We start from the raw sequence: 25,943 nt of genomic DNA on the forward strand, positions 1-25,943 counted from the left end.
TGAGTGGATTTATGCTTGAGCCGTATAAGTATGTAATATTTTGACGGCTATTAAATAGGGTGGCGGGAGTCTTTCTCTTGAGATACAGGCCTCGATAGATCAAACAAAATGGCCGGCCTCGCTCGTGTTTCTGGAGGCCGGCCTGTGGACTACTGCAAGATTGTGCCGGTGTTACTGGTTCCCACTTGCGTAGCGGTTGCAGAGTTCCCAGATGTTGCCTGGGTGGTATCATGGGTGTTTGTTGTGCCCATTTGCATAATGTTGGCGGTATTCATTGTCATTGATTGGTTAATCGTAACCGTATTGGAATCTCCAATCTGTTCCACATCGGCAACCAGTAAATCTCCAAGCTGGAATAGCGTAGAGGAATTGCTTAAGCCATCCTGTTCGATCTCAGCATCGTTACTGTCACCAAATTGAATGGCAAAAACCATATTGGTTGTACCCAGTTGTTCGGCAAAAAGGTTATTACCGAGGCCGTCCTGCTGCCCAAGATCAGCATCGTTTGAATCGCCATCCTGTATTAGCTCAGCAGTACCACCGGTAGATGTAAATTGTGTTATGAGTGAGGTATTACCTGTCCCTAACTGGATTGTGCTCTGAATATTCCCCGATCCGTTGGCGACCTGAAAAAAGGTAGCCATATTTGATGTTCCATCCTGAAATATGGTGGCGGTGCTAGAAGTTTCACTTGACTGGGTACCGCCTACGTCATTAGTCGTTCCCAGTTGGATGACAACAAGTCCATTCCCCGAAGAGTTTGATTGAATAATAGAGCCGGTGTTTGAATCACCATTCTGGGTGATTGTGGCAGTATCGAGGGAGGAATTGAGTTGTGTTGTGGTGAATTGGTTGGAAGTGCCAATTTGTGTGGTTGTCGAAGTTACCGATGTGGTATTGGTTTGAGTGGCATCGAATAAATTAGTTTGACCACTTTGGAGTACAGTAATTGTCGATGTGGTCGCATTATCTTGCTCAATCGTCGAAACGGTATTGTTGTCGCCAATTTGGGTACTGTTGATAACACTATTTGTAGAGTTGGTTATCTGTGATGTGGTTGATGAATTGTTGTCGCCGGTTTGAGTGAATATCGCGAAGTTGCCCGACGTGGTGGGGTCAGCTTGGTTGGCTGTTGCTGTATTTCCGGTGCCATTTTGATTGACAATCGTGGTATTGGCGACAGCATGCGCGCTGATTGCTAAAGCAAGTGCCGAAGCAATATAGGTGTAAGCTTTCATATCTACTTCCTTACAAATCAACATATTAATCTTTATCAAGCGGATTACCGCCTGTTTGTCGATTTGGGACTCTGCGGAACATCTGGTTAGGCAAAGACGGCTCTCAAATCCCTGGGTAATTACTTGAATTATTCCCATCCAAAGTTACTGCTCACACCCAAGATACTATCGTTAAAATGATATTGGGTAATGATGTAGGATGACCTAACGATTTTCGGTCAGGTGAGCAGTATTTTCCTTGGGATTTAACTATCAATCTACTGAGAAGAAATCCCTAAAGAGGTAGTTGCAGGCCTGTATTGCAGTTTGTCTTGCATAAAAAAGAAGTGACTAATGACGTTAGTCATTTCTTTTATGCATTTAAAATAGGGGAGGGTAAAGCTTGGAAGCTTTAATTGTTGAAAGATTTACTATAGCAAATTAAATGTCACTATATCATTAGGTATGGCCGGCTCCAGATTGAGTTTCACAGGAGCCGGCCGATAAATTACTGCAAGATGGTACCTGTATTACTGGTACCTAGCTGGGTAGCAGTTGCTGAGTTTCCACTTGTTGCCTGGGTGGTGTCATGGGTGTTGGCGAAACCCATCTGCATAGTACTGGCATTATTGTTGGTTGATGTTTGGGTAATTGTTGCAGTATTCGAAGTCTGGATTTGTTCTATATAGGCTACGAGCAAGTCGCCATCCTGTGATAGATCTGCTGAGTTACTTAATCCATCCTGGAGAATTTCACCATCGTTACCCGCACCAGTTTGAAAGGTCATGACCGTATTGGTGGTGCCTAGTTGTTCAGCGTAGAGACTATTGCCCGCGCCTAAATCTTGTTCAATATCTGCATCGTTTGAATCACCTTCCTGTATTAATTCAGCAGAATCTCCGACACTGGTAAATTGAAGAACTAATGAGGTGTTACTCGTTCCCACCTGGGTTGTACTTTGAGTATTCCCTGTTCCGAGAGATTGTGTACTTCCCGACATATTTGATGTGCCATCTTGAAGTACCGTGATGGTGCCGGAAGTCTCAGTTGATTGAGCTGCTCCTGCGGTATTAGTTGTTCCAAGCTGGGTAATAAAAAGCCCATTCCCAGAGGAGGATGACTGAACCATGGAACCCATGTTGGAGTCACCATTCTGGGTGATTACGGTGTTATCCAAAGATGAGTTAGTTTGTACGGTGGTATATTGATTGGAGGTGCCAGTTTGTGTCGTTGTTGAAGTGCTTGAAGTAGTGCTAATTTGAAGCGCATTAAACAAATTGGTTTGGCCATTTTGCAGTACGGTAACAGTTGATGTAGTAGCGTCGCTTTGATCAATCGATGAAACAGTGTTGTTGTCGCCAAGTTGAGTGCTGTTAATAACACTATTCGTAGTGTTGACTACCTGAGATGTGGTCGATGAGTTGTTGTCACCGATTTGTGTGAATATCGCAAAGTTACCTGACGTGGATGGGTCAACCTGGTTGGACAGGGCTGAATTCCCGACGCCATTTTGATTGACAATGGTAGTATTGGCGGCAGCGTGCCCACTGATGGCTATAGCGACTGCCGCAGCAATGGAGGCGTAAGTTTTCATATCTATTTCCTTACAAATCAACATATTAAGTTCTATCAAGCGGATTACTGCCTGTTTGTCGATTTGGGACTCTGCTGAATAGCTGGTTAGGCAAAGACGGCTCTCAAATCCCTGGGTAATTACTTGAATTATTTTCACCCAAAGCTACCACTGACATCCAAAGCACTATCGTTAAAATGATATTGGATGACGTTATAGGATGACCCTCCGATTTTTGATTATGGGCCGGGTGTTTTCCCTGGGAATTAACTATCAATATTCTGAGAAGAAATTCCCAAAGGTGATCGGAGGCTCTTAATTCTTCGTCTGAGGGAGGGGGGAAGAGGCAGGTTCCTTTAAGCGCTCTTTACATCTTTGCCAGATTTTTCAACAAAATAATGGCATAAAAAGGCAATGGGAATTGAGTATAAAGCGATAATAAATGCGAGACCGAAGAAACCTGATTCTGTTGTTGCTATTCCTGCACAGCAAAGGAGAATGCTTGGAAGAGCACCACCCAACATCATAGAAACTCGGTTGTATCTCTGCATCTTTAACAGGAAGTGCTCAATAAGCTTCCCGTAGGTTAGGGTGGCGATTAAAGATATCAGGGTGGTCATCAGATAGAATGTCAGCATGGGGACTGTGCCACTAAGAATCTGAATTCCGGAAGTACCTGGCAAGGAAAAAACCGCAATAATAGTTGGCAATACGACACAGGTTAGCGCAGTAGCTTTAAGGGCAATAAGGAAGGATATAGTTTTGGGCGAAGGAGTGGTTTTACTTTCCAGGTTGGCCTTAGGCGCTTTGTAATAATTTGTAGGCATGTACTTATTGATGAGGCTCGTTTAAATCTGTTTTTTCAAGTGGAATGTAGCTTAATTAATGGTAATCATTAGCTGTTGTCATGTAAATGTGATAGTGGCTCGAATTATATTGATTTTTGATTACGAATTGAGGCTTTGCTGGGGTGGGTGTTGGAACAAATACACCATACTGGATATAAAGTACCTGTAGATTTAATCGATGGCATCCAATGAAAGCTCTTTAACTCCCACTCACTACTGGGGGCTCTTTGCCCTGCTACTGGCGGCATTTCTTCTTGCCAATGATTATACGGCATTTTCGCCGGCACTCCCGGCAATTCAAAAGACATTCAATGTCGATATCACCACCATTCATTGGGTCGTTAATGCCTATACCCTGGTGTATGGCGTTTTGATTGTGTCTACTGGCAGGATGGCTGATATCTATGGTCGCCGGCGAATGTTTATTACCGGCATCTATATCTTTACTGCATCTTCCCTTGTTGGTGGGTTTGCGGAAAATATAGGGACGTTATTATTCGCCCGTGCTGGGATGGGGTTGGGAGGCGCCTTGGCCTGGGCTGCGATCCTGGGCATGGTCTTTTCCCTCTTGCCCAGGGAAAAGGCCGGGCTGGCCGGAGGATTGATTCTCACTACAACGGGGTTGGCCAATGCCAGTGGCCCAGTGATTGGTGGCCTGTTGGCTGATTTTGTTAGCTGGCGCTGGATATTATTTATCAATATTCCCATTGCTCTGCTGGTTATTCTTCTGTGCTTGAGAAAATATCCTCCAGCTAATACGCAGAGAAGCACTAAGAAAATTGATTATTGGGGTGTTATTACCCTCTGTGGGTCTTTATTTAGTTTCCTCCTGGCTATGGATCTGGTGGTTCAGTATGGCTTGTCCCACATCTATGTGTGGGGTCTATTAGTACTTTCCATATTTCTCATGATAGTTTTTGCTGTTGTTGAAACTGTTGATCCGAATAACGCACTAATTCCCGGTGAGTTGATAAAGAATAGAGGCTTTATCGCCGCTGGACTCAGTATGTTCTTTGTTGCTATCGCATTCTTTGCAACCCTGGTTTATATCCCGCAGCTATTTATCAAGGTGAAGGGCTTTTCTGCCTTTGGGGCTGGGTTGGCTTTGTTACCATTAATGGTCAGCTCTGGTGTTGTCGCCTATATTTCTGGCACTTTATACGAGCGATTGGGCGCCAAGATTTTGATTTGTTCTGGCGCTTTGGGTATGTGTATAGGGCTGTTTCTACTGTCGGCTATGAAGCCCCAAGTATCTTATATTTTTTTCGTTCCTGGGCTTTTGATAGTAGGCAGCAGTATTGGCATATATAGCCCTACGATTGTCACCGCGGCAATTAGTGTAGTTGAGCCCAGTGACTCCAGTTTGGCAGGGTCGATTATCTATATGTTTAAGTTTGTGGGTGGTGCACTTGGGCTGGGGGTTAATGCGACTTTACTGGCAATGGCTCCAAATATATCTGTTGGGATTGAGCGGGCCTTTGTGGTTGATGCTTATCTGGCACTACTTGGGTTCTTGATTTCCTTGGTTTTCTTTTCTGGTTTTTCTACAAAAACGATTCGTTAATGGCAGCTATTTTCACTGAGAACAAGCCGAGTTTTTAGGTATGGTTGATAAAAAGGCCTCGGTGAAAAGTAATCTATATCTTGGTCTAGGCGCGCTGTCCCTGGCCATCTTTCTTGTGGCCAATGATTTCACTGCATTTTCGCCGGCATTGCCTGTGGTTGAACAAGAGTTCCAGTCAGATCTTACTACGAGTCAATGGGTAATTAGTGCTTACGCATTGGTTTGCGGTGTGTTGATAGTTTCAGGAGGTCGTCTAGCTGATATGTATGGTAGGAGGCGAACATTTATTGTCGGGTTATTAATTTTCATGTTTTTCTCGTTTTTGGGCGGAATTGCTGGAAGTATGGGAATGCTATTGGTTTCCCGTGCATTTATGGGGGCGGGGAGTGCGCTGATTTGGCCGTCTGTTTTGGGGATGATGTACAGTCTGATGACACCGAAGAATGCAGGGTTGGCCGGTGGACTGATTATTACGATATGCGGTATAGCAAATTCTGTAGGGCCATTAGTGGGAGGTTTCCTGGCTGACTATATCAGCTGGAGATGGATTCTATTTATTAATTTACCACTTTCTCTAGTGGTTCTTTATCTTTGCTTCAGAGTGATTCCACCAGATTCGTTAAATGTGCCTAAAGATAAGTTAGATTATCGAGGAGTTGCTCTACTGTCATCGGCACTATTCTCTCTTCTGCTTGCTTTCGACTTTGTAGTCGATGTGGGGTTTAAAAACTATCTGGTGTTTGGACTGTTTATGGCTTTTTTTCTCTTGTTTTGCCTCTTTATATTGGTTGAGGGGAGAGCAGCTGAGGGGGCATTAATCCCTCCAGATGTAGCAGGAAATAAGTCTTTTGTCACTGCAGCCTGTGTCGCTTTGTTAATTGCCCAGTTCTTCTATGCGGGGTTCTTTTTTATCCCGCAATATTTAAGTAAAGTCCATGGAGCTTCTGCAACAATAGCAGGTCTGGGATTGGTTCCACTTATGTTGGCATTTAGTGTATTTGGTTTTGTTGCTGGTAATGTCTATAAGGTGCTGGGAGCCAAGCTAATTGTCTCCATAGCAACACTATTAATGGCTTTAGGTTTATATATGCTGTCTCATATCTATCAGGACGGTCAATATATTCGCTTGGTTCCCGGGTTGTTAATTTTGGGGGCGGGTATTGGCTTATTCAATTCTACTATAATCACGTTTGCAATATCGGTTGTTGATCCGCGCCGAGCAAGTTTGGCCGGAGCAATAATCTTTATGATTCAAATAGCGGGTGGTGCAGTGGGGTTGGGCCTGAATACCACAATAGTCGCAATGGCTGGTGATATATCTTATGGGATTAGTCAGGCATTTACATTAAACGCATACTTGGCGATGTTATCTTTTATTATTTGCGTTTTATTTATAGGGTCTAAGGAAGAAAAAGCTTAACGTCATTTTGTATGTCAATTGGTTTATGTATATGTAAGTACAGGTTTACGCAATGGAAAGACAAGAGGGTCTCTTAGATAAGAATTTATACCTTGGAATGTTGGCTCTGTCTCTTGCCATTTTCCTTGTCGCCAATGATTTTACGGCCTTTTCTCCCGCGCTGCCGGCAATGGAGCACGAGTTCCACTCTGACCTTACAACGACCCAGTGGGTCATTAATGGTTACGCCTTAGTCTTTGGAGTACTGATTATTTCAGGTGGTCGCCTTGCCGATATGTATGGCAGGAGGAGGGTATTCTTTATTGGAACCCTGCTATTTATGGCGTTCTCACTTATCGGTGGGATTGCAGTTAATATGGGAATGTTATTGATATCCCGGGCACTGATGGGGATTGGGGGGGCTATGATGTGGCCGTCGATCCTGGGTATGACCTATGGCCTGATGACTGAAAAGCGAGCGGGTTTGGCTGGAGGGCTGGTGATTACTGTTTGCGGTATTGCCAATTCAGTTGGACCACTGTTGGGTGGTGCGCTGGCAGATTATGCCAGTTGGAGATGGATTTTCTTTATTAACCTGCCGGTATCAGCAGTTGCCTTATATGTTTGCTGGAGAGTGATTCCTGATGACTCTCCAGAATCTTGTGATGAACGTATTGACTATGCCGGAATCACTTCGCTGTCGATGGCTCTATTTGCCTTGCTGCTGGCGTTTGATCTTGTGGTTGATGTCGGTTTCAAAAGCCCATTGGTCCTCGGCCTTATCGCTGCCTTTTTCTTACTTATATGCTTGTTTAGTGTCGTTGAGAAGCGAGTTGGGGCTCAGGCGTTGATTCCGCCGGATGTGGCTGGGAATAAACGGTTTGTCTTCGCCTCTATTGCTACGTTATTGATTTCAGCGCTTTTCTTTGCTGGATTGTTTTTTATTCCACAGTTCCTAACCAATGTTCGTGATACCTCGGCAATGAAGGCGGGGATGGGGCTGATCCCTATGATGCTCTCCTTTAGCGTTTTCGGCTTTCTGGCAGGGAAGCTATATGATGTGATTGGAGCAAAGAAGATAGTATCGGCAGCTACTTTATTGATGACGCTGGGAATGTATCTTCTATCTCATGTCCACAAAGATACTCAATATATGTCTTTGGTTCCCGGGCTTGTGATATTGGGTGCTGGTATTGGCTTGTTCAATTCCACCATTACAACTGTAGCTATAACGGTTGTTGATAGCAGTAGGGCAAGTTTAGCGGGTGCAATCATTTTTATGTTTCAAATAGCGGGTGGTGCCGTAGGGTTAGGGTTGAATACAACGATAGTGGCGATGGCCGCTGACATGCCATCGGGTATTGAATATGCATTTACTGTAAATGCATATCTCGCCATGTTTGCTTTTATTATTTGCATTTTATTTGTCGGGGATAAAAAGCCTGAAGTTTGATTTTAATAATCTATCCGTTGTCTATTACTTCCGTTTCAGTTGTTAATTGATCGGCAGCCTTTAAAGGTAAAGTCTGTGCTTCTTTATCGAGGTTCCAAAATGGGGAAATCCCTGTTTCAATTGGGAAAACAGGTATGCATTGGCTGATTGGTACGGCATTAAGTTTTGTTTTTAGCTCTCCATAATAGTGTCTGTAGGTATAGGCTATTGGGGTCAGCCTCTGCCGGTCGAAATACTTGGCGCCCTTGTTGCTTTCGAATACTTGTAGAAACTTATCTATTCCCTGCTGGATGCCAGCCCCATTTCTTGCTGTGAAGTTCCAGATATTTTCATCAATTGTTTCTGCGAGACTGGCAAGATAAATCCATAATTGAAGATTTAGGCATTCATAATGAACACTATTTTTACTCTTGATTTTCGATACTTGGTTATCAGAGTGATCAAACTGCTCTAATATTCGGAAGCGGGAGTCCCTGAGAGTTTTTCTGGCAGTTTGTATTTGATTGAGATAGAGCGCTAAAGCTACAACTTGCAAATCATACTGTGTGCCAAGATGCCCAAGTTTTGGACGCATTGATTGCCCGCGATGACTGTCTATTAACCAGCTAAGATATTGCTCTAGATGGTGATCTAATCGCTCAACTCCTACTAAACAAATCTGCTGTTCTTGTTTCAGTTCCTTTAAAGTGCAGAGGGTGTGGGCCAATAGGCTGGAATTTACAGATTGTAATTGTTTACTGTATTTCGTTTCATGTTTGTTGGGGAATAGCTTGATGAGGCTATTGTCGATAAATTGAATGAATTGTGGCTTCGAGCAGTGGGATTGCGCAAGGGCGACAATGGTCAAGTCCTGAAGCAGGCTGTTAATCGAACTGGGCCATGCCCTCTGTTTTGCTTTTACCGATCTTTGCGTGGCCTCTCTTAATAGCATGAGATAGGAAAGGTCGCACCTGTTTGCTGCGGCCAACTTGCTGCCAGGGGCGCTTGTATTGGCGGGAAAGCTGGAATCATCGAGTTGATCCAGCATGGCAAGGATAGCTTCAGAGCGAGTTGTTCCTCGCTCTCGGCTGGACTGCTGATCTGTTCGCTCCAGATGCGGCTTTCCCGAAAATAGTCTGGCTACCCAGCCTCCCTGAGTATAGTGACCTGCGGCTTCCGAGTAATCCGGGCAGGGGAGATCCCATGGGAAAATTGCCCACTCATCCCATTTTCCCGATACGCCTAGCCGCCATAAAAGTTCTACCTTGGGGCGCCTGCCGTAGCAGTAGCGGCTATCAAAAATCTCTCTGCTATCAGATCGAAATACTATTTGTGGTTCTTCAGTGGGGGTTGGTTCGAAGTCTTCACTCAGAACAGATTGATTATCCAGCAGTCTTGCCATTGGAATAACATGGTAGGGGTAAGCATTGTTGTTGAGTACCTGTTGCTTTATTGCTCGCCAGGCTTTTTGGGTTACAAAGCAGTTGCCATCCCAAGGTAAAATCCAGTCGGCTTTTGATTTACCGTCCTGGAGGGCGAGATTTCTGGCCCCATTATTGTTCATCACATAATTGTTTTTATGGCGGTAAAGGCTCAGCTCTGCCTGAACCGCTAAGTCCTGGCGTAATCGTAGCCCTTTTAATTTATAGGGGGCATAGCTGATGGGGTGGTCGAGAATATTCCACTCTATTTTTCGGTAGTCGTCCCAGCTAAAGGGGATTCTGAGAAAGGTTTTTTGGTAGTCATTGAGTAGTTTAATGATGGCTGCTTCTTCATTAGGGTCAACTATTCGATTGAGGATAAATACTTTTTCGCAGTCGTCGAGTTCAGGCTCATGCTTCAAAATAAATTCGAGATTCTTGCGGGACTGTCCCACACTATGCCGGGGAGCCAAGTCGTTGCCGATGACTCTGTAGAGAATAAAGGTCTGGGTTCTATTTGTTGTGGCTTTATGAGATTTGACTGGCGTAGTTTTGGGGTAGGGGGAACGACTGCTCGGATAGTGGAAATTGGGAAAATGGCGATACCTTCGCATAATAATATTGGCTAGGCGCCTGGCATATTTTAGGGTTTTTCTTTTTAGCTTTTGAGAAAAAAATATACAGCGATCTCGCCACCTTAGCCAAAAAGTGTGCTCACGGAGTGATGTTGTTTCCTGTTCGGAAGCTAGCTGTTTTACGGGCGTTGGCATGGAAGCGTATTCTTATAGTTAGATATAGAGAAATCTAGTGAGTGCTCATTGATTGCTGACGGAAAGCCGGCAATCAAATTTTTCTCGTGATTCGGAGTTAATTATAGTCGGCTAGATTCTAGAGCTTGGTGTAGAGCCATGTAGACGTAAAGTGCGCCAGCTTAAAAGTTATTTTTTTATGCTGGGGCAAGCTGAGATCTTTCCTATAGGCAAAAAAAACCCCGCTAGTTAGCGGGGCTTTTCGTCTGGATCAGGCTGTCACTTAGACATTCACTTCCTGGATCTCAGTCGCGGCGATACGCTTGCCTTCTTCGGCAGACTTCTGGAAGTCTTCAATCTGATCGAAGTTCAGGTAGCGGTAGATCTCGCTGGACATGGAGTCCAGGTTCTGTGCGTATTCCTGGTACTCAGCCGGAGTCGGCAGTTTACCCAGGATGGCGCCTACAGAAGCCAGCTCAGCGGAGGTCAGGTACACGTTGGCACCATCGCCCAGACGGTTGGGGAAGTTACGGGTAGAGGTGGACAGTACGGTGGCGTTCGGTGCCACACGTGCCTGGTTACCCATACACAGGGAACATCCGGGCATCTCGGTGCGGGCACCGGCAGAACCGTAGATGTTGTAGTAACCCTCTTCCATCAACTGGTGCTCGTCCATCTTGGTGGGCGGGGAGATCCACATGCGAGTGGAGATGCCACCTTTGTGTTCTTGCAGCAGTTTACCGGCAGCGCGGAAGTGACCGATGTTGGTCATACAGGAGCCGATAAAGACTTCGTCTACCTTGTCGCCAGCAACGTCGGACAGCAGGCGAGCGTCGTCCGGGTCGTTCGGAGCACATACGATCGGCTCTTTGATCTCGGCCAGATCGATCTCGATCACTTCCAGGTACTCGGCGTCCGCGTCCGCTTCCATCAGTTTCGGGTTGGCCAGCCACTCTTCCATGGCGCGCGCGCGGCGCTCCAGGGTACGCTTGGAGCCGTAACCTTCAGCGATCATCCAGCGCAACAGGGTTACGTTGGAGCGCAGGTACTCAGACATGGTGTCTTCGGACAGCTTGATGGTACAGCCAGCAGCGGAGCGCTCGGCGGAGGCGTCGGACAGCTCGAATGCCTGCTCTACAGTCAGGTCTTCCAGGCCTTCGATCTCGAGGATGCGGCCGGAGAAGATGTTCTTCTTGCCTTTCTTCTCAACGGTCAGCAGGCCTTGCTTGATGGCGTAGAGAGGAATGGAGTGCACCAGGTCGCGCAGGGTAATGCCGGGTTGCATTTTGCCCTTGAAGCGCACCAGTACGGACTCAGGCATATCCAGCGGCATAACACCGGTAGCGGCGGCGAAAGCTACCAGACCGGAACCTGCCGGGAAGGAGATACCCATAGGAAAGCGGGTGTGGGAGTCACCACCGGTACCTACGGTGTCCGGCAGCAGCATGCGGTTCAGCCAGCTGTGGATGATGCCGTCAGCCGGGCGCAGGGAAACACCGCCACGGTTCATGATGAAGTCCGGCAGGGTGTGCTGGGTGCTGATATCAACGGGCTTGGGATAGGCCGCAGTGTGACAGAAAGACTGCATGACTAGGTCGGCGGAGAAGCCGAGGCAGGCCAGGTCTTTCAGTTCGTCACGGGTCATGGGGCCAGTGGTGTCCTGGGAGCCCACAGTGGTCATTTTCGGCTCGCAGTAGGTGCCCGGACGGATACCTTCAACGCCACAAGCTTTACCAACCATCTTCTGCGCCAAAGTGTAACCTTTGCCGGTATCGGCAGGTTGCTCAGGCTTGCGGAACAGCTCGGAAGGCGCCAGGCCCAGGGCTTCACGGGCTTTGCCGGTCAGGCCGCGACCGATGATCAGGTTGATACGACCGCCAGCCTGAACTTCGTCCAGCAGTACGTCGGACTTCAGTTGGAATTCAGACAGGACTTTGCCGTCTTCAGCCAGGATCTTGCCGTCGTAAGGGCGGATCTCGATAACGTCGCCCATGCCCAGTTCGTCAACGGGGGCTTCGAATACCAGTGCGCCGGCATCTTCCATGGTGTTGTAGAAGATCGGGGCAACTTTACCGCCGATACAAATACCGCCACCTTTCTTGTTGGGCACGCCAGGCATTTCTTCACCGAAGTACCACAGCACGGAGTTGGTGGCGGACTTACGGGAGGAACCGGTACCTACTACGTCGCCAACGAAAGCAACGGGCAGGCCCTTGGCTTTAACTTCTTCGATCTGCTTCAGCGGACCGGTAACACCTGCTTCTTCTGGCTCCAGGCCGTCGCGCTTCATTTTATACATGGCCAGCGCGTGCAGGGGAATGTCCGGGCGAGACCAGGCATCCGGTGCCGGAGACAGGTCGTCGGTGTTGGTTTCGCCAGTTACCTTGAATACGGCAACTTTGATGCTCTCGGGTACTTTGTTGCGCTTGGTGAACCACTCGGCGTCTGCCCAGGATTGCATTACCGCTTTGGCGAATTCGTTGCCGGCTTTGGCTTTCTCTTCCACATCGTGGAAGGCGTCAAACATCAGCAGAGTGCCTTTCAGCTGCTCGGCAGCCAGTTCGGCCAGATCTTTGTCGTCCAGCAGCTCGACCAGGGTGGAGATGTTGTAACCGCCCAGCATTTGGCCCAGCAGTTCTACAGCGTGTTTGCGATCGATCAGCGGGGATTCTGCTTCACCTTTGATAATGGCGGACAGGAAACCTGCTTTAACATAAGCGGCTTCGTCAACGCCCGGCGGAACGCGTTGGGTGAGCAGGTCAACCAGTTCCTGTTCTTCGCCTTTAGGCGGGTTTTTCAGCAATTCAACCAGGCCGGCGACTTGCTCGGCGTCCAATGGCTTTGGCGGAATGCCTTGTTCGGCGCGCTCGGCGACGTGTTTGCGATAGGCTTCAAGCACTGATAAGTCCCTCTTGGTGTGTGGGGTGGCACCTACAGCGGGTGGAATTCCCGGTCTATTAACTGTCAGCCGGGATTTTTTTTTCGAGGCCGCTGATGGCGGGGGGCGAATACTACAGGAAAGCCCTACTGCTGTTAAGTTTATCGAAAAATCAATAATTTAAGTGAATTATGACTATTTGCTAGGTGAATTTTAGTGGTTTGGCAGCTGGTACTTCCCCCCTTTTCTTGGCGGCGGAAACAAAATAGGCTACGCGCAATTTGAAGGCCGCGCGGGCGGCATAAATAGGTTGGTCGGATAGTTAATGTATAAGAAGGTTCGCACGCCCTGTATCGGTGTTTGCTCCACGGGAATTGGCGATGATGTTTGCCGTGGCTGCAAGCGCTTTGCACATGAGGTTATTGATTGGAATGCCTATAGTGAAGAGCAGCGCCGGGTAATTGCCGAGCGCCGAGAAGGGTATTTGGTGAACGCAGTGCGCAGCCAGTTGGAGATCGTGGATCGCGAGCTGCTATTGGAGCAGCTTCATCACCAGCGGGTCCGTTTTGATGAAAGTCAAAATCCCTACTGTTGGGTGTTCGAACTGTTGAGGGCAGGGGCCAGCCAGATATCAGACCTCAAGGCTTTTGGGTTGCAACTCACCGCACAGGCGCGCGGCGTCCCACTGGTGGAAATTCGCCGCCTTATTGATGAGGATTTTTACGCACTGTCTGTCGCCTATTACCAGCGCTATGTGGCGCCTGGTATTACCTAGGACGGTTCAAAAATTGATGGCAGCTCCATTTGGGGGGCTTGGATTTAGCGCTGCTGGCGCAAAAATACTCTGAGCGCCGGTATAAAGGGTTCGCTGGCGATTGCCAGATCCCGTCGTTGGCGCCGCCGGCTCAAGCTCGGCTGGTGGTCGACTCGGGTGAATTCAGGCAGCTGCCCAGCCTCATTGGCCTCTACCAGAATCGGCATGGAGGAATAGCCGACCTGATGATATTCCTCTTCCTCACCTAGCTCGTGCCCATAGAAGATTTCCGCTACCTGGAGATTAGGGCGACTCTGTACCTGCACCTGGCGTAAATCCTCCTGCTGGCTTTTGTGTAGCCCGGCGAGTAGCTGGCGCTGATATTGGATACCGGGATCGGACCCTTGAGGGTCGAGCTGCACCAACTTCTTTTCACACCATTTCACCGTGACCTTGCGAATAGATTTACGCGCCTTGATCCATGAAAGGGTGATGGCATCCGGCCGCTTCGGGCACATCAACACTAGGCGATAGCATTGGCGTAGATGTGCGCGGGGGTACCCAGCATCCGCAAGGGTTTCCCGCACAGTGCGATCCTGCTCTGCTACTGGCCGCTCCGCCAGGGCGCTGCGAAGTTCGGCGATAGCCTTGGCAAAGATCTCTTTGTGGTTATTGAGTTGTTGAGCAAACTCAAGGGCTTTGGTCGGCACCGCCAATAAACCCGGTACCTGTAAAGTAGCGCGGGCATCTCCTCCGGCACTAATGGGCTCCAGGTAGTCGAGTTGAGAGTATAGAGCGCCTGATAGTGAATAGGGGCGCTCAAAGCTCTGATTGAGACTGAGTGCGGCATCCTGTGCGAAAGGGGGCTGAAGTAGATAGTGCTGCCAGGGTTTCTCGGCATTTTGCAGCAATTCCAGGGATTCTCTCAGGGCTTGGGCGGCACCATGGACATTTTCTAATAGCGGTGGGATAGCTTTTGCCTGGGTTCTGTAGTCATTCATCAGATATGCCGGATAAAAAGTGATTTTTATATTAATGCACTTAATAAATCGTTATCAAGTTGAGTGTATTTATCACTAGGGACCTTCCTGGATAATTGCAGCCCCGGTTTGTCAGTCGGGAGAGTAGTGCCCGCTGGTGGTTTAAAAGCGGGCGTTTGTGGCTTGGGGCCGCTATAATCCCGCGCCAAGTTATTTTGCTCCGGTTAAGTTTGTTCGCCCTATGAATGCTCAAGTCCCAGATCTGTCCGCTATCAATGAATTCCTGCTGTGTCCTACGCCCGATGCCTGGGTGGAGGCGGCATTGAAGGAGCCGGAAATGATGCTGATCGATCATGCCAACTGCGAGAAAAAAGCGGCGGGTACTGCCTTGAACCTGATGTTTCGCTATCTGAATGACTTTGAGCTGCTGAACAAAATGTCGCGTCTGGCTCGCGAAGAGTTACGCCACTTTGAGCAGGTGCTGGCGATTATGGAGAAACGCGGTATCGCCTATCCCCACGTTAGTGCCTCCCGCTACGCGGCCGGTCTTCGTGCCGAAGTGCGCAGCGCAGAACCGGGGCGTTTGATTGATACGCTGATTTGTGGCGCTATTATCGAGGCGCGCTCCTGCGAGCGCTTTGCACGGATTGCGCCTCAGTTAGATGATGAGTTGCAGAAATTTTATCTCTCCCTGCTCAAATCTGAGGCACGTCACTTCCGCGATTACCTACACCTTGCCCAGAAGGCTTCCGATGAAGATATTCAACCCAGGGTTCAGGCACTGCTGGAGAAAGAAAAGGAATTAGTGGAAGGCAGTGATGGACAGTTCCGCTTTCACAGTGGTGTGCCGGAGAGTGCCGGGCAGTAATTCTCGCTTGGTCTGCTAAGGTGGGTCAGATTTACAGGAAGCTTTTGCATTGACGTTTATTGGCTCCAAGCTTCCTGATTCTATGGGCCCCTTTTAGAGGTAACTCCAGAATATTGACCGTCAAACCCCACTAAATTGGGTCATACCGGCAGTAGCTCTAATCGTTGGCTATGGCGTTATCGTAGGACTGCTTGGTAGTTCTGTTACCGTTACCCGACCCTACGTTTGTGCTCTAAAATTCGGCACAGGTCTCTTTGGGATCTCGTTAGTGCAAGTCGATATCGGCTGATCAAACGCTATGAGTAAGCGGGGGAGCAGTAATAAACTAATAGCTAAAGGGTATTTGTAAAAGCTGTACTATCGTAAGCAAGCTAGAAGATCAAACTCGTACACTAGGGGCTGTTCAGCAATACCCTGTTGGCCACAATCTTGAAAAAGATATGTACTGCACAATGGACTTCTCCTGACCATCCTTCCGTTAAAATGACGACTTAGGTCTGGCATAGCGTTACTGTGTGGGAATAGAGTTTTTTGAACACCATCTTTTGAAAGTTTAAGTACCGTTTCTTAATCAGCTTTTTATTTTTAATCAGTTATTTTGTAATCAGAAAGCATATATTGTATGTGAAACGTGAAATGAGTATTTCTAATAGTACGTAATCGGCATCTATACCCAAGGTATAGTATTACTTAAGCAGATGCCGTAATTCTTTTGTACTGATTCGATTACTTCGAACTCTCTAAAAGAAGTAGATTGTGAATTATTGAGTTCTCCAAAAAACTACACGAACTTGTTCGGGCTAGTGCCAAAAAAAGTCTAGCTGGTTTTTGGCTATAATTTTCGACTGAAAACCAGCTAGAAAACTCTATTTAACTAAGCATGGGGCAAGTTGCTAGGGAAGGGTAGGGCCTGAATCCAGATTGTTAAAATAGGGATGCTTGAGACTTTCAGGGTGCTTATACATCACGGGATATGACGGCGCTGAGAATTGATAAGCCCGCTAACCTTCAATGGCCAGCAGTGCTCAGTGCAATTGGGTTAGATCGGCGATGGTTTTCCCCTCTCTCTTTTTTTAAATTGTGCAAATGTGCCAATTTCGTTCAGATTCAGGTGAATACTAAATCGGAAGTTTCTTTGTGTTCCAGGAGACTACTGATTAATTACTGAGAGAGGCATTGTGGCCGATAGAGTTGCACCAAGTTTATCTGGTTGGGGAAGCAAGGTGAATGTGGCAATATCTCAGTTCTTCCTAGGTAACAGTATACTGTGTCCGCAGGCTTGATCGAGCCGACGACTTAACATAGCTCACGCCGAAAGTAGCCACGTAAAAACATTCCCATTAGACACTAGTTTTGCTAGCTTTGGAGGTGCGTCGGCGGCCTTAAATGTAAATCCAAGATGTATCGTATTTGTGGTTCTTAGCGAACAATTAATGACTAGGTGTAGATTTGTAGAAAGTTTTTGATCAATATCAATGGCTTATGGTCATTTTCATCAGAGTGATTCAAAAAAGGAGAAAGTGGCTCGTTAGGTGCTTTTGTAGTGGATTAAGGGCTAATGAAACTGCTTAGCGACATATAAGAAAGATACTAGGCAATGGGCTGTTTCTGGAAGTTTTTAAGCTACCTGGAAAATACACTCAAACAGGAAAGCCTAGGACGGTATACCTGTTTGTGTTCCTACAGGGGCCGCATCCAGCGACCTTGGATTACTGAAGATTGAGGGGTGCATAGTGATCAGCCAGGATGGCTGTCATGGTGAGTTTGTACCAGATAGCCCGGTATTTCTCCCCTCCTCCCCTCAAAAAAAGTAAGTAATGGAAAAGCTATATTAAAGGGAGATTGGGGATATGCTGTTATTTGGGGTTGGTGTCTGATGAAGTATCTGGTTATGGATAACCAATTATTGGATTTTTTAAACACAATTCTCCATGTTGGCAGGTGGTGATCCTCTGCTTTTAGACGTGGCAGAAAAGTACTAGGCGCGTATCCCTGTGATAACACTGAACCTTTTGGAGGTGTTGATGCCTTTTAGGTTTCAGGGGGGGGTGAATATGATCCGGAAGATATTGGCAACCGCAAGTTCAATCTTGCTGGCTACTTTGTCCCATCAGGGAGTTATGCCCAGGCTGATTTCGCTGGTGTTATTTCGTTCTTGGAAGCTAATAAGGTTTCATGTGAGATTTTAAGTTTAATCAAATAGGTTTGAAGGCTTTTCAAATATCCATTAATGTGGGTATTCCAAAAATAGGGAGGTTTTTGGAGGGTGGGAAGATAGGAAGATGGAAAACTTGATCAATTAGGAGGAATGTTAATGAAAGTTATATATAAATTGTTTTTTATGGTCTTAACTATCAGCGTATGTTTTGCTGGCTCAATACATGAGGATGTGGTTCACACTCAGATATCTGAAGAAGGGAAAACCTTTTCAGAAAACATGTTAGTGGCTGAAAGTGGTGTATCTGGCGCAGTGACGGATAGTGTTGGTTATATTCTTGGGGCAATAATTAAAATTCTACTAGGAAAGGCTTAATATTTAGCCCAGCGGACTTTGGGTGAAATGATGGGTCAACGTTTCGCTGGGCTTCAAAACTCTGTGCCAGCCGCATAAGTCCATAAGGTGATCTATTTATCTGGAAGATAGCTGCGGTAGTATTAGACTGTAATTTTAATACCGATGCGTTCTGTTTCTGAGCTTTTTAAGCTTGGTGGCGGATAGTGTCTCCATTTGTGCTTACGGTGCTCTTTTAGTGAATATCGAAAAGTTGCTCTCAACGTGTCTCCTTTTGGTGTTTAACATTTACTTCTGCTTGAAGTTCCTAGGCTCTTTTCTCTTATCCTGAATCAAGCTTTTTCAATAGCCGAATAAACTCTTCAAGCTCTTTACTGCTGGTGGAATCCACAGAAAATTTATTGTGAAAAAATATGGTGAGTTTCACTTTGGGGGAGTTGATAAAAACCGTATAGCCGTCAAAGTCAGTGCTGACTGCCAGTCCCTGGTAATGCCATTCGTTACCTTCCTTGAGCCCCTCCTTTGTCGCCCTATCAAACACCCGCAGCGCCTGTTTGACGTCAATCTTCTGTTCGGCATCCATTGCTGCTTGCTCCTGCCGCTAAGCTTGTTGTTTGAGACGAAACTGTCTTTGACTTGGAAGCTTAGACGACATGGACACTGACATCCATCACTACCCACCAGTAGATACGCGGCTGTTTGACTGGCTGGCTTACCTTGGTTTGATTCCATTTGTCGCAGGAATCATTATGCAGTGGTTAGGGTTTTCTCTTTGGGGAGTGACTCCGCGCCTGCTGTTCACCGCCTATAGCGCCGTGATTCTGAGTTTTCTCTGCGGTGTTTGGTGGGGCGCTGCACTCAATCAAGTGGGGCATCCGCACAGGATGATTTTAGCGCTACTGAGTAACCTGGTGACGTTGGTGGGGTGGGTGGCGCTGCTGATGTTTCGCACCACTTGGGCGCTACCGGTATTACTAGTTGCTTTCGGTTTTGTGGTCTGGGCCGAGGCCCGGTTGAATCCCAATCTGCCCGGGCGGGATCAGTATTTCCGTACCCGCAGCATCGTGACCTACCTAGTGATGGCCTGCCATCTTCTTATGATTCTGCTGCTCCTTTGAAATGTCTGGCGCAAACTAAACTGTTACCAGCGAAGATATTTTGGGGTAGCTCTTATGCAACCTGTTTCCTCTGAGGTGCTCGACCAGCTATTCAACAAGGCCCGAACCCATAGTCATTGGCAAGATAAGCCGGTTTCAAAAGAGGTTTTGGAACAGCTTTACGACTTGGTCAAATTCGGACCCACCAGTGCTAATTGTTGCCCGATGCGATTGGTGTTTGTTGTAAGTAAGGAGGCTAAGGAGCGGCTCAAGCCAGCGCTTAATGAAGGAAACATTGAAAAAACTATGCGGGCTCCGGTGACTGCCATTGTTGCTTACGATATGCACTTTTATGAACACCTTCCGAGGCTCTACCCCCAGACCCCTGCGCGGGAATGGTTTGCCGATAGCCCCGAATACGCCGAGGTTACAGCATTTCGCAATGGTCCCTTGCAAGGAGGCTACTTTATTTTAGCGGCGAGGGCCCTGGGGCTCGATTGCGGCCCAATGTCGGGGTTTGATAACGCATTGGTTGATGAGGAATTCTTCAGTGACAAATGCTCAGCACCGGCTTTTCTGCCGGAGCACTTCCCCGATTGTCATATTAAGTCCAATTTCTTGTGCAATCTTGGCTATGGTGAAACCGACAAATTATATCCGCGCAACCCTCGATTGGATTTCGATGAAGTGTGCAGAACTCTGTAAATTGTTGTGTTTAACATAATTCGTATTTTTTAATACGGGTTAATGGCAGTGGATCAAGAATTAGGTGTGATTAAGTGGTTCTTAAACGATCTCAGCGGTTGATTGACCCGGAAGAATATTTTTTACCTCGGCAAGAGGACGCGCTTTATGAGTTGTTTGGCCGGGACATAAGCCGGGCTGTGGTTGAGCGATTTTTGTCGATGCAAGATGAGGAATACTTCCGCTGTGTCAGTTCGGGAAATTTCGGTATCTATGCCGCAGACCAACTGCTGATAGATTGCTACGCAAAGAAAATAAATGAGCAGGCGATTCTCGATGAAAAGTTGTTGTTTAGTCGAGAAGAGCTGGAGCCGATTATTCAGGCATATAGAGCGGAAACACTTTATATGAACCTGGCAATGGACAACGCAGCGCTGCCACACGATGTAATTACCACCGAGGAATTTGTCTTACATCTACAGGCGACCATTCTTAAGGCGTTGGAGAAAAAGCGGGATGCTGATGATTTTATCGTGGTTATCCCGACCACCAGCTACAAAGGGGAACTCATTCCCAAAGCCATTTGCAGTAAAGCCAAGTTGAATGATGAAACCTTTGAGCGTCAATTCCAGTTGGGGCTTGTTCGCAATCAGCACCTGCAATATGTCTTAAGTAAGTCCTACTTGTGGACCCTGGCACATGCCTGGCCCTTTATTACGGGTTCGGAAGTTGGGGAGGGGCTGTTTAAAGGGGTGGTATTTCGGCAGTTTGATCTAGGTTTTGGCACCATAGCCTCGGACCTGGACAGTGATACCAATGTATTTGTGATTACAGATGCAAGTTGTACCGGTGGTGAGGCAGAGCATATTCGCAGCCGTCTGTTGAGAATGGACCGACATGAACGCTCGGCGATTATTGTTCCACTATGTAAGAAAGAAGCGATACACCGTTTGGATAAAAGCGCGGAAGGTAATGCAGAAATCGTGTCTGGGGTCGTCCTGGATGACTTCAAGCGGCAATGGAAAGATATTGGCCATCGAGCGAGCTATAAGACCCTCAGGGGGGCGAAGAGGTAATGGCCAGGCATGAGTCCTTATAGTGCCGGCTTAGACACCATCAGATAGACAATGACAACGGTTATGGGAAATGCGATAGCCCCGAGCAGGGACCAAGCCATCATTAGCTTGCGCATTTTGTCTATATTACCGTCTTCTTTGGCATGTTTACGCAGCTGGTACTGAAGGTAAACAACCGGCAGCCACAACAAGAACACGGTTGCGCTGAGACCGGCGGCTAATTGCAGCCAGGCTTGCAGCATCCAGCTTGGATTAATCAGCAGCATTCCCACCGCGCTACCGAATAGACCAATTACCGCCGATCCGGTAAATATCCAGTCTGCCCGTACCGTCTCCCGGCTGACCCACTGCATAACTTGGGCATTTCCGGACAGCCAGCCCCTCAGGGTGTACCAAGCGATGCCGGTCCCTGTGCCGAGTACGATTATGGCGCAGAGGATATGCAGTGTTTTCAGTATCAGATAGTAATTCACAGCGCTGCCGGCCAGACTAAAGTTGGAGATAAATTAGTGGCTGCGGTCGTTAATTTCAATGCCAATTATCGCTGCCTTGATATCTGCTAGCTCGAGCTAGTAGGACGATAAACGATATGGGGGAGAAAAGTGATCTTCCGACCGGAGAAAATTATCAGTGGTGGTCAGACGGGGGCGGATACCGGTGGCCTGCTGGCGGGGCAGCGCCTGGGAATTGCCACCGGTGGCACAGCACCGCAGGGTTACTGGACTGAGATCGGTGATCGGCCGGGTTTTCTGAAAGGGCTTGGGCTGATTGAAAACACGTCCCCGGATCTGGAAGAGCGTACTCGAGAGAATATCCGCAACTCTGATGCCACTGTTATCTTCACAACCAATCCCAGTAGTGATGGCACCCTGTTTACTATTGAGTTCTGCCAGGCATCGGGGAAACCACACTTGGTAGTCAATCCGACTGATGCCGATCGAGTACAATTGGTGCGTGACTTTATCCTCAAGAATCGTCCGCAGACGCTCAATGTGGCGGGTAACCGTGAATCCAACTCCCAAGGGATTACTGAAATTACCGCGGAAACCATCGAGAGGGCGCTAACCCGCTGAGTCTAGGGTTCAATGTGCCTCTCAAGATGATGACCTGAGGGGTTGGGTGCGCGCAAGCGCAATTCCAGGTCCGGGTATTGCCCCACGGAAAACCAGAAGAACAGGCACAGGGCAGCAATTGTGGCAAAGAGAGTGAAGTAGTGAACCCAGGCTGGTTCTGGCCCACCGGGTAGAAAGTGCTTTTCTTCAACGCTGCGACGGCGATTTAAAATTAGCGCATAAAATATGACTGTCGCAATCACAAAGGTCAGGGACCAGCGGGTTTGTTGCCCATCAGATCCTACCAGGGCCACAAGGCAGTACACCGCTGCAATCAGCAAAATCACAGTAAACAGTCCGTACTGCTGAGGCGGCATTTTGCCGTAGGCCAAAACCCGCAAAGCTACAGCTGAATAGATATAGGGCATCAGCGTCATAATCACAGCGACAGAGGCAATTTTGCCAAACTGCTGGCTGGCCGTTGGCGATATAGTGGTAAGTATCAATACAGACATCAGCACGGCCACCAGGGTTAATCCGCCGGTAGGCACGCCTTTGTTATTGGTGCGGGCAAATAGCGCCGCAAACAGGCCATCATCTGCCGCCGCCTTGGCAGACTGCCCCACCAACAGTATCCAGCCGCCCAATGAACCGATACAGCCAATAGCGGCGCACAGGGCTACGATATTGGCCGCAGTATTTCCCAGTGCCAGGCGAGCAGCATCGGCAAAGGGAGCGGAGGAGCTGATTAATTCCTGGTTCGGCAGCATCCCCATAATGACCGATGAGCTGAGTACATAGGCAATAGAAGCCAGGATAACTCCCCCAACCGTTGCAATTGGGACGTTCTTGGTAGGGTCTTTTACCACTGCGGCGGATACAGAAGCTGTTTCCACTCCAATAAAAGCCCAGAGCGTGAAGGTCAGGCTGGCCATAATGGCACTGGGGTCGCTCTTGCCTGAAACATTCCAGCTGCTGGTAAAGTTTTGCTGGTCGAACCAGAACCAGCCAAAAATAGCGGTGCCGAGGATTGGAAGCAAAACCAGGCCGGTGGTGAGGGATTGGATGCGACCAACGGTGCGCGGGCCCAGTACATTGGCGTAAGTCAGCAGCCAGACCATAGCAACCTGGGCCATGGCAAAAGTCAGTGGGTCTTTTAACGGTGGAAAAAAATGGGTCAGATAGCCCAGGCCTGCAGTAATCAGCGCAACATTACCGATTACATTGGCCAGCCAGTAAACCAGATTGGTTTGGTAGCCAATGTAATCGCCAAAAGCGCGGCGGGCATAGGCGTAAGGGCCGCCGGCTGCGGGATAGATAGCGGCGAGCTTGGCAAATACCAGGGCCAGGGAGATAGCGCCGACAATGGTTATCAACCAACCGATCAGGGAAATACTGCCGACTGCGGCGAGATTGGCGGGGAGCATAAAAACCCCGGAGCCCATCATATTGCCTGCAACCATCAGGGTTGCGGGGACCAGGCCTATTTTATGCTCCTCTTTGATAGGCGAGCCTATGGCGAGTCTCCCCGCAGGGCGTAAATATGATAGTGGCCGTCCCTCACCTCTACTCCGTGGTTATCGTGGGTAAAGCCTGGAAATTGCTGGTCGAAGGCTTCCAGAGTTCTCAAGTAAATCAATGCCGGACTATCTTCATCGCCAAAATTTTCGCCGGGCATTAACAGAGGAATACCTGGAGGGTAGGGTACAACGCCTGTGGCTGCGGTACGTCCCGGTAACTTGCTTAGCGGAAGCATTTCCACATCGCCGCGAACCAGGGTTTCATAAGCTTGTACCGGACTGCAGTCAGCTCTAGGTAAGGCTGAAAATCCTGCAGACATTTGCACTGTGGTTTGCAATTTTTTCATGGAAGCAAACATATTGTCTGCAAGGTCGCGCAGCCCGATATTGTGATAGGCTGGGGACCTTTTTATAAGGTTTGGCAGGCATTCACTTAAGGGCCGGTTGGCATCGAAGTCGCGCTTAAAGGCCAGTAAAGCATTTATGAGAGTGCCCCACTTACCCTTGGTAATACCGATAGAAAACAGGAACAAAATCGTAAAATCGGTAGTTTTCTCCACGATAATGCCGAGGTTGTCCAGGTATTTACTGACGATGTTGGCAGGTATTCCAGATGCAGACAGTTTGCCATTAGGGTTTATCCCCGGGGTGGTAATCGATACTTTAATCGGGTCCAACATGCAGTAATCTGGCTCAATATCACCAAATCCATGCCATGACTCGCCGGGGTCTAATAACCAGCAGCTGGGCTCATGACACAGGAGTTCTGCTGGGGCGCTGTGAAAGGCGTAGTTGTGCCCGTTATTGGGATCGGTGACATGCTCAGGCTGCCAACCTCCAAAGAACCACTCTTCTTTATCGCGATACTCCTGTTGCAAACGGGCCAATACTTGTCGGAACGCTACGGCCTCAGCAATTGACTCCTCTGTTAATGCTTTTCCACCCGGTCCATCCATCATTGCTGCGCTCACATCATTGGAGGCCATGATGGAATAAAGTGGGGAGGTTGAGGCATGCATCATAAAGGCTTCATTAAAGCGCCCATGCTCAATGGGTTTACGCCCATCGCGAATGTGAATCATCGATGCCTGGGACAATGCAGCAAGTAATTTATGCGTTGACTGAGTGGAAAATTTGCTCGGGCCATTTTTCGCGTCGGCTTCTCCCAAATCGTACATTGCGAAGCGATCTCGATAGATAGGATTAAATCGAGCGTATGAGTACCAGGCTTCGTCAAAGTGCAGGCGATCAACGGACTCGCCGAGAAGTTCTTCCACTCTGCGCACGTTGTAACAGAGACCGTCGTAGGTGGAATTAGTAATGACTGCGTGAACGGCACGGGAATTTTTGGCGTGCTTGGACAAAGGGTTTTGCCGAATAGCATTGGCAACAGAGCTGGCCGTCAACTGTTGGGGAGGGACTGGGCCTATGAGGCCGTAGTTGTTGCGTAGGGGAATCAGGTAGGTTGGAACTGCACCTGACATGGTGATAGCGTGTTCAACGGATTTATGGCAGTTTCGATCGCACAGAGCCAGTTGCCCCCGGGTAACCGATGCCATCAATATCACCCTATTCGATGTCGAAGAGCCATTGGTTACATAGTAAGTGCGATCCGCACCAAATACTTTTGCTGCATATTGCTCTCCCTTGGCAATGGGGCCCGAGTGATCCAAAAGCGATCCCAACTCTGTTACAGAAACAGACAGGTCCGAGCGCAACATATTTTCCCCAAAGAAATCGTAAAAAGCGCGACCCGCAGGGGATTTGAGAAAAGCTGTTCCCCCAGTGTGGCCGGGTGTGTGCCAAGAATATTCATGGACCCGGGCAAAGTGGGTCAGGGCGCGAAACATGGGGGGAAGAATGGCGTGGCGGTATCTTTCAATCGCGCTCTGGATGCGACCGCCGATAAAGGTCGGGGTATCTTCCAGCATCCAGATAAAATCGTTGGCTAATTCCAGGGCCCGTCGCGGCATGGTGCTGACAGTCTGCTGATCTGCCAGAAGGAATACCGGCATTTGGGGATTGTGGGCGCGAAGTTCTTCCAATACAACCAGGGCGGGGCATTCCGATTCACCGGGCAGGGTCCAATTAATCAGCAGGCATTGGATCGCGGTGTTAGTACTCAGTATGGCGCAGGCATCACTACCGCTGGTGGTTGTTATTACGTCAATTTTTCGCTCTGATAACTCTGCTTGTAGCCTCATGGCGGCGCGGCCGGGAGCGCTGTTGTCGTCGACTTCACTGCTGGCGATCAGGGCCAGCATGCTGTTATGGCGTTGCTGTCCGAAATGATGCATGAGTGCCGCACAAACCTTTTGT

At 48.2% G+C, this 25,943-nt stretch carries 20 protein-coding genes; 10 read left to right on the forward strand and 10 right to left on the reverse strand.

Annotation, left to right across the window (positions count from 1 at the left end; all coding sequences use genetic code 11):
* Positions 1-149: 149 nt before the first annotated feature.
* The 3 genes from ACJJI3_RS02085 to ACJJI3_RS02095 all read right to left on the reverse strand — a co-directional run bounded on the left by ACJJI3_RS02085 (position 150) and on the right by ACJJI3_RS02095 (position 3,500).
* Positions 150-1,376, reverse strand: a complete 1,227-nt coding sequence (locus ACJJI3_RS02085) for a hypothetical protein (RefSeq protein ID WP_444941336.1) — start codon at positions 1,374-1,376, stop codon at positions 150-152.
* Positions 1,377-1,725: 349 nt separating this feature from the next.
* Positions 1,726-2,949: a hypothetical protein gene (locus ACJJI3_RS02090; RefSeq protein WP_444897801.1), complete on the reverse strand. Its 1,224-nt coding sequence runs from the start codon at positions 2,947-2,949 to the stop codon at positions 1,726-1,728.
* A 197-nt stretch (positions 2,950-3,146) separates the two neighbouring features.
* Positions 3,147-3,500 (reverse strand): hypothetical protein, encoded by a 354-nt coding sequence (locus tag ACJJI3_RS02095; RefSeq protein ID WP_444941337.1) that lies wholly within the window; start codon positions 3,498-3,500, stop codon positions 3,147-3,149.
* Between the two features lie 316 nt (positions 3,501-3,816).
* Here ACJJI3_RS02095 and ACJJI3_RS02100 point away from each other — a divergent pair, with 316 nt between their 5' ends.
* From ACJJI3_RS02100 to ACJJI3_RS02110, 3 genes are read left to right on the forward strand one after another with little or no spacing between them, the layout of a single operon-like run.
* Complete coding sequence (locus ACJJI3_RS02100) at positions 3,817-5,202, forward strand: MFS transporter (protein ID WP_444941338.1); 1,386 nt, start codon at positions 3,817-3,819, stop codon at positions 5,200-5,202.
* A 40-nt stretch (positions 5,203-5,242) separates the two neighbouring features.
* A complete protein-coding gene (locus tag ACJJI3_RS02105; protein WP_413662552.1) occupies positions 5,243-6,622 on the forward strand; it encodes an MFS transporter in 1,380 nt (459 codons plus the stop codon).
* Between the two features lie 52 nt (positions 6,623-6,674).
* A complete protein-coding gene (locus ACJJI3_RS02110; RefSeq protein WP_444941339.1) occupies positions 6,675-8,054 on the forward strand; it encodes an MFS transporter in 1,380 nt (459 codons plus the stop codon).
* A gap of 10 nt (positions 8,055-8,064) precedes the next feature.
* Here ACJJI3_RS02110 and ACJJI3_RS02115 read toward each other — a convergent pair whose 3' ends face one another.
* A complete protein-coding gene (locus ACJJI3_RS02115) occupies positions 8,065-9,876 on the reverse strand; it encodes an alginate lyase family protein (RefSeq protein ID WP_444941340.1) in 1,812 nt (603 codons plus the stop codon).
* Between the two features lie 610 nt (positions 9,877-10,486).
* Positions 10,487-13,102 carry a bifunctional aconitate hydratase 2/2-methylisocitrate dehydratase gene (gene acnB, locus ACJJI3_RS02120; RefSeq protein WP_444907834.1) on the reverse strand — a complete coding sequence of 872 codons (2,616 nt, stop codon included), beginning with the start codon at positions 13,100-13,102 and terminating at the stop codon, positions 10,487-10,489.
* A 304-nt stretch (positions 13,103-13,406) separates the two neighbouring features.
* Here acnB and ACJJI3_RS02125 point away from each other — a divergent pair, with 304 nt between their 5' ends.
* Positions 13,407-13,856, forward strand: coding sequence for a DUF1289 domain-containing protein (locus ACJJI3_RS02125; RefSeq protein WP_413662547.1), 450 nt, complete (start codon positions 13,407-13,409; stop codon positions 13,854-13,856).
* Positions 13,857-13,900: 44 nt separating this feature from the next.
* Here ACJJI3_RS02125 and ACJJI3_RS02130 read toward each other — a convergent pair whose 3' ends face one another.
* Complete coding sequence (locus tag ACJJI3_RS02130; protein ID WP_444941341.1) at positions 13,901-14,836, reverse strand: hypothetical protein; 936 nt, start codon at positions 14,834-14,836, stop codon at positions 13,901-13,903.
* Positions 14,837-15,056: 220 nt separating this feature from the next.
* Here ACJJI3_RS02130 and ACJJI3_RS02135 point away from each other — a divergent pair, with 220 nt between their 5' ends.
* Positions 15,057-15,683, forward strand: coding sequence for a MiaE family protein (locus ACJJI3_RS02135; protein ID WP_444893381.1), 627 nt, complete (start codon positions 15,057-15,059; stop codon positions 15,681-15,683).
* A gap of 2,314 nt (positions 15,684-17,997) precedes the next feature.
* The gene (locus ACJJI3_RS02140) at positions 17,998-18,216 is read left to right on the forward strand and encodes a hypothetical protein (protein ID WP_444941342.1); all 219 of its coding nucleotides are present in this window, start codon (positions 17,998-18,000) and stop codon (positions 18,214-18,216) included.
* A 301-nt stretch (positions 18,217-18,517) separates the two neighbouring features.
* Here ACJJI3_RS02140 and ACJJI3_RS02145 read toward each other — a convergent pair whose 3' ends face one another.
* The gene (locus ACJJI3_RS02145) at positions 18,518-18,778 is read right to left on the reverse strand and encodes a DUF3081 family protein (RefSeq protein ID WP_444941343.1); all 261 of its coding nucleotides are present in this window, start codon (positions 18,776-18,778) and stop codon (positions 18,518-18,520) included.
* A gap of 70 nt (positions 18,779-18,848) precedes the next feature.
* Between ACJJI3_RS02145 and ACJJI3_RS02150 the strand changes: the two genes are divergently transcribed.
* The 3 genes from ACJJI3_RS02150 (at position 18,849) to ACJJI3_RS02160 (ending at position 21,052) form a co-directional block, all read left to right on the forward strand.
* Positions 18,849-19,313 (forward strand): DUF3429 domain-containing protein, encoded by a 465-nt coding sequence (locus ACJJI3_RS02150; protein ID WP_444917663.1) that lies wholly within the window; start codon positions 18,849-18,851, stop codon positions 19,311-19,313.
* A 54-nt stretch (positions 19,314-19,367) separates the two neighbouring features.
* Positions 19,368-19,997 carry a malonic semialdehyde reductase gene (locus tag ACJJI3_RS02155; RefSeq protein ID WP_444941344.1) on the forward strand — a complete coding sequence of 210 codons (630 nt, stop codon included), beginning with the start codon at positions 19,368-19,370 and terminating at the stop codon, positions 19,995-19,997.
* A gap of 74 nt (positions 19,998-20,071) precedes the next feature.
* Positions 20,072-21,052, forward strand: a complete 981-nt coding sequence (locus tag ACJJI3_RS02160; RefSeq protein ID WP_444907840.1) for a hypothetical protein — start codon at positions 20,072-20,074, stop codon at positions 21,050-21,052.
* Positions 21,053-21,069: 17 nt separating this feature from the next.
* Here ACJJI3_RS02160 and ACJJI3_RS02165 read toward each other — a convergent pair whose 3' ends face one another.
* Positions 21,070-21,525 carry a DUF2269 family protein gene (locus tag ACJJI3_RS02165; RefSeq protein ID WP_444933666.1) on the reverse strand — a complete coding sequence of 152 codons (456 nt, stop codon included), beginning with the start codon at positions 21,523-21,525 and terminating at the stop codon, positions 21,070-21,072.
* Between the two features lie 129 nt (positions 21,526-21,654).
* On the opposite strand from ACJJI3_RS02165, the gene ACJJI3_RS02170 reads away from it, so the two are divergent.
* On the forward strand, positions 21,655-22,125 hold the full coding sequence (locus tag ACJJI3_RS02170) for a YpsA SLOG family protein (RefSeq protein WP_444941345.1): 471 nt from the start codon (positions 21,655-21,657) through the stop codon (positions 22,123-22,125).
* A 2-nt stretch (positions 22,126-22,127) separates the two neighbouring features.
* Here ACJJI3_RS02170 and adiC read toward each other — a convergent pair whose 3' ends face one another.
* A complete protein-coding gene (gene adiC, locus ACJJI3_RS02175; RefSeq protein WP_444942537.1) occupies positions 22,128-23,621 on the reverse strand; it encodes an arginine/agmatine antiporter in 1,494 nt (497 codons plus the stop codon).
* Positions 23,618-25,921: an Orn/Lys/Arg family decarboxylase gene (locus ACJJI3_RS02180; protein ID WP_444941346.1), complete on the reverse strand. Its 2,304-nt coding sequence runs from the start codon at positions 25,919-25,921 to the stop codon at positions 23,618-23,620. The genes adiC and ACJJI3_RS02180 overlap by 4 nt, the downstream gene beginning before the upstream one ends.
* Between the last annotated feature and the right edge of the window lie 22 nt (positions 25,922-25,943).

The organism is Microbulbifer maximicatervae (SeqCode), from assembly GCF_052466985.1.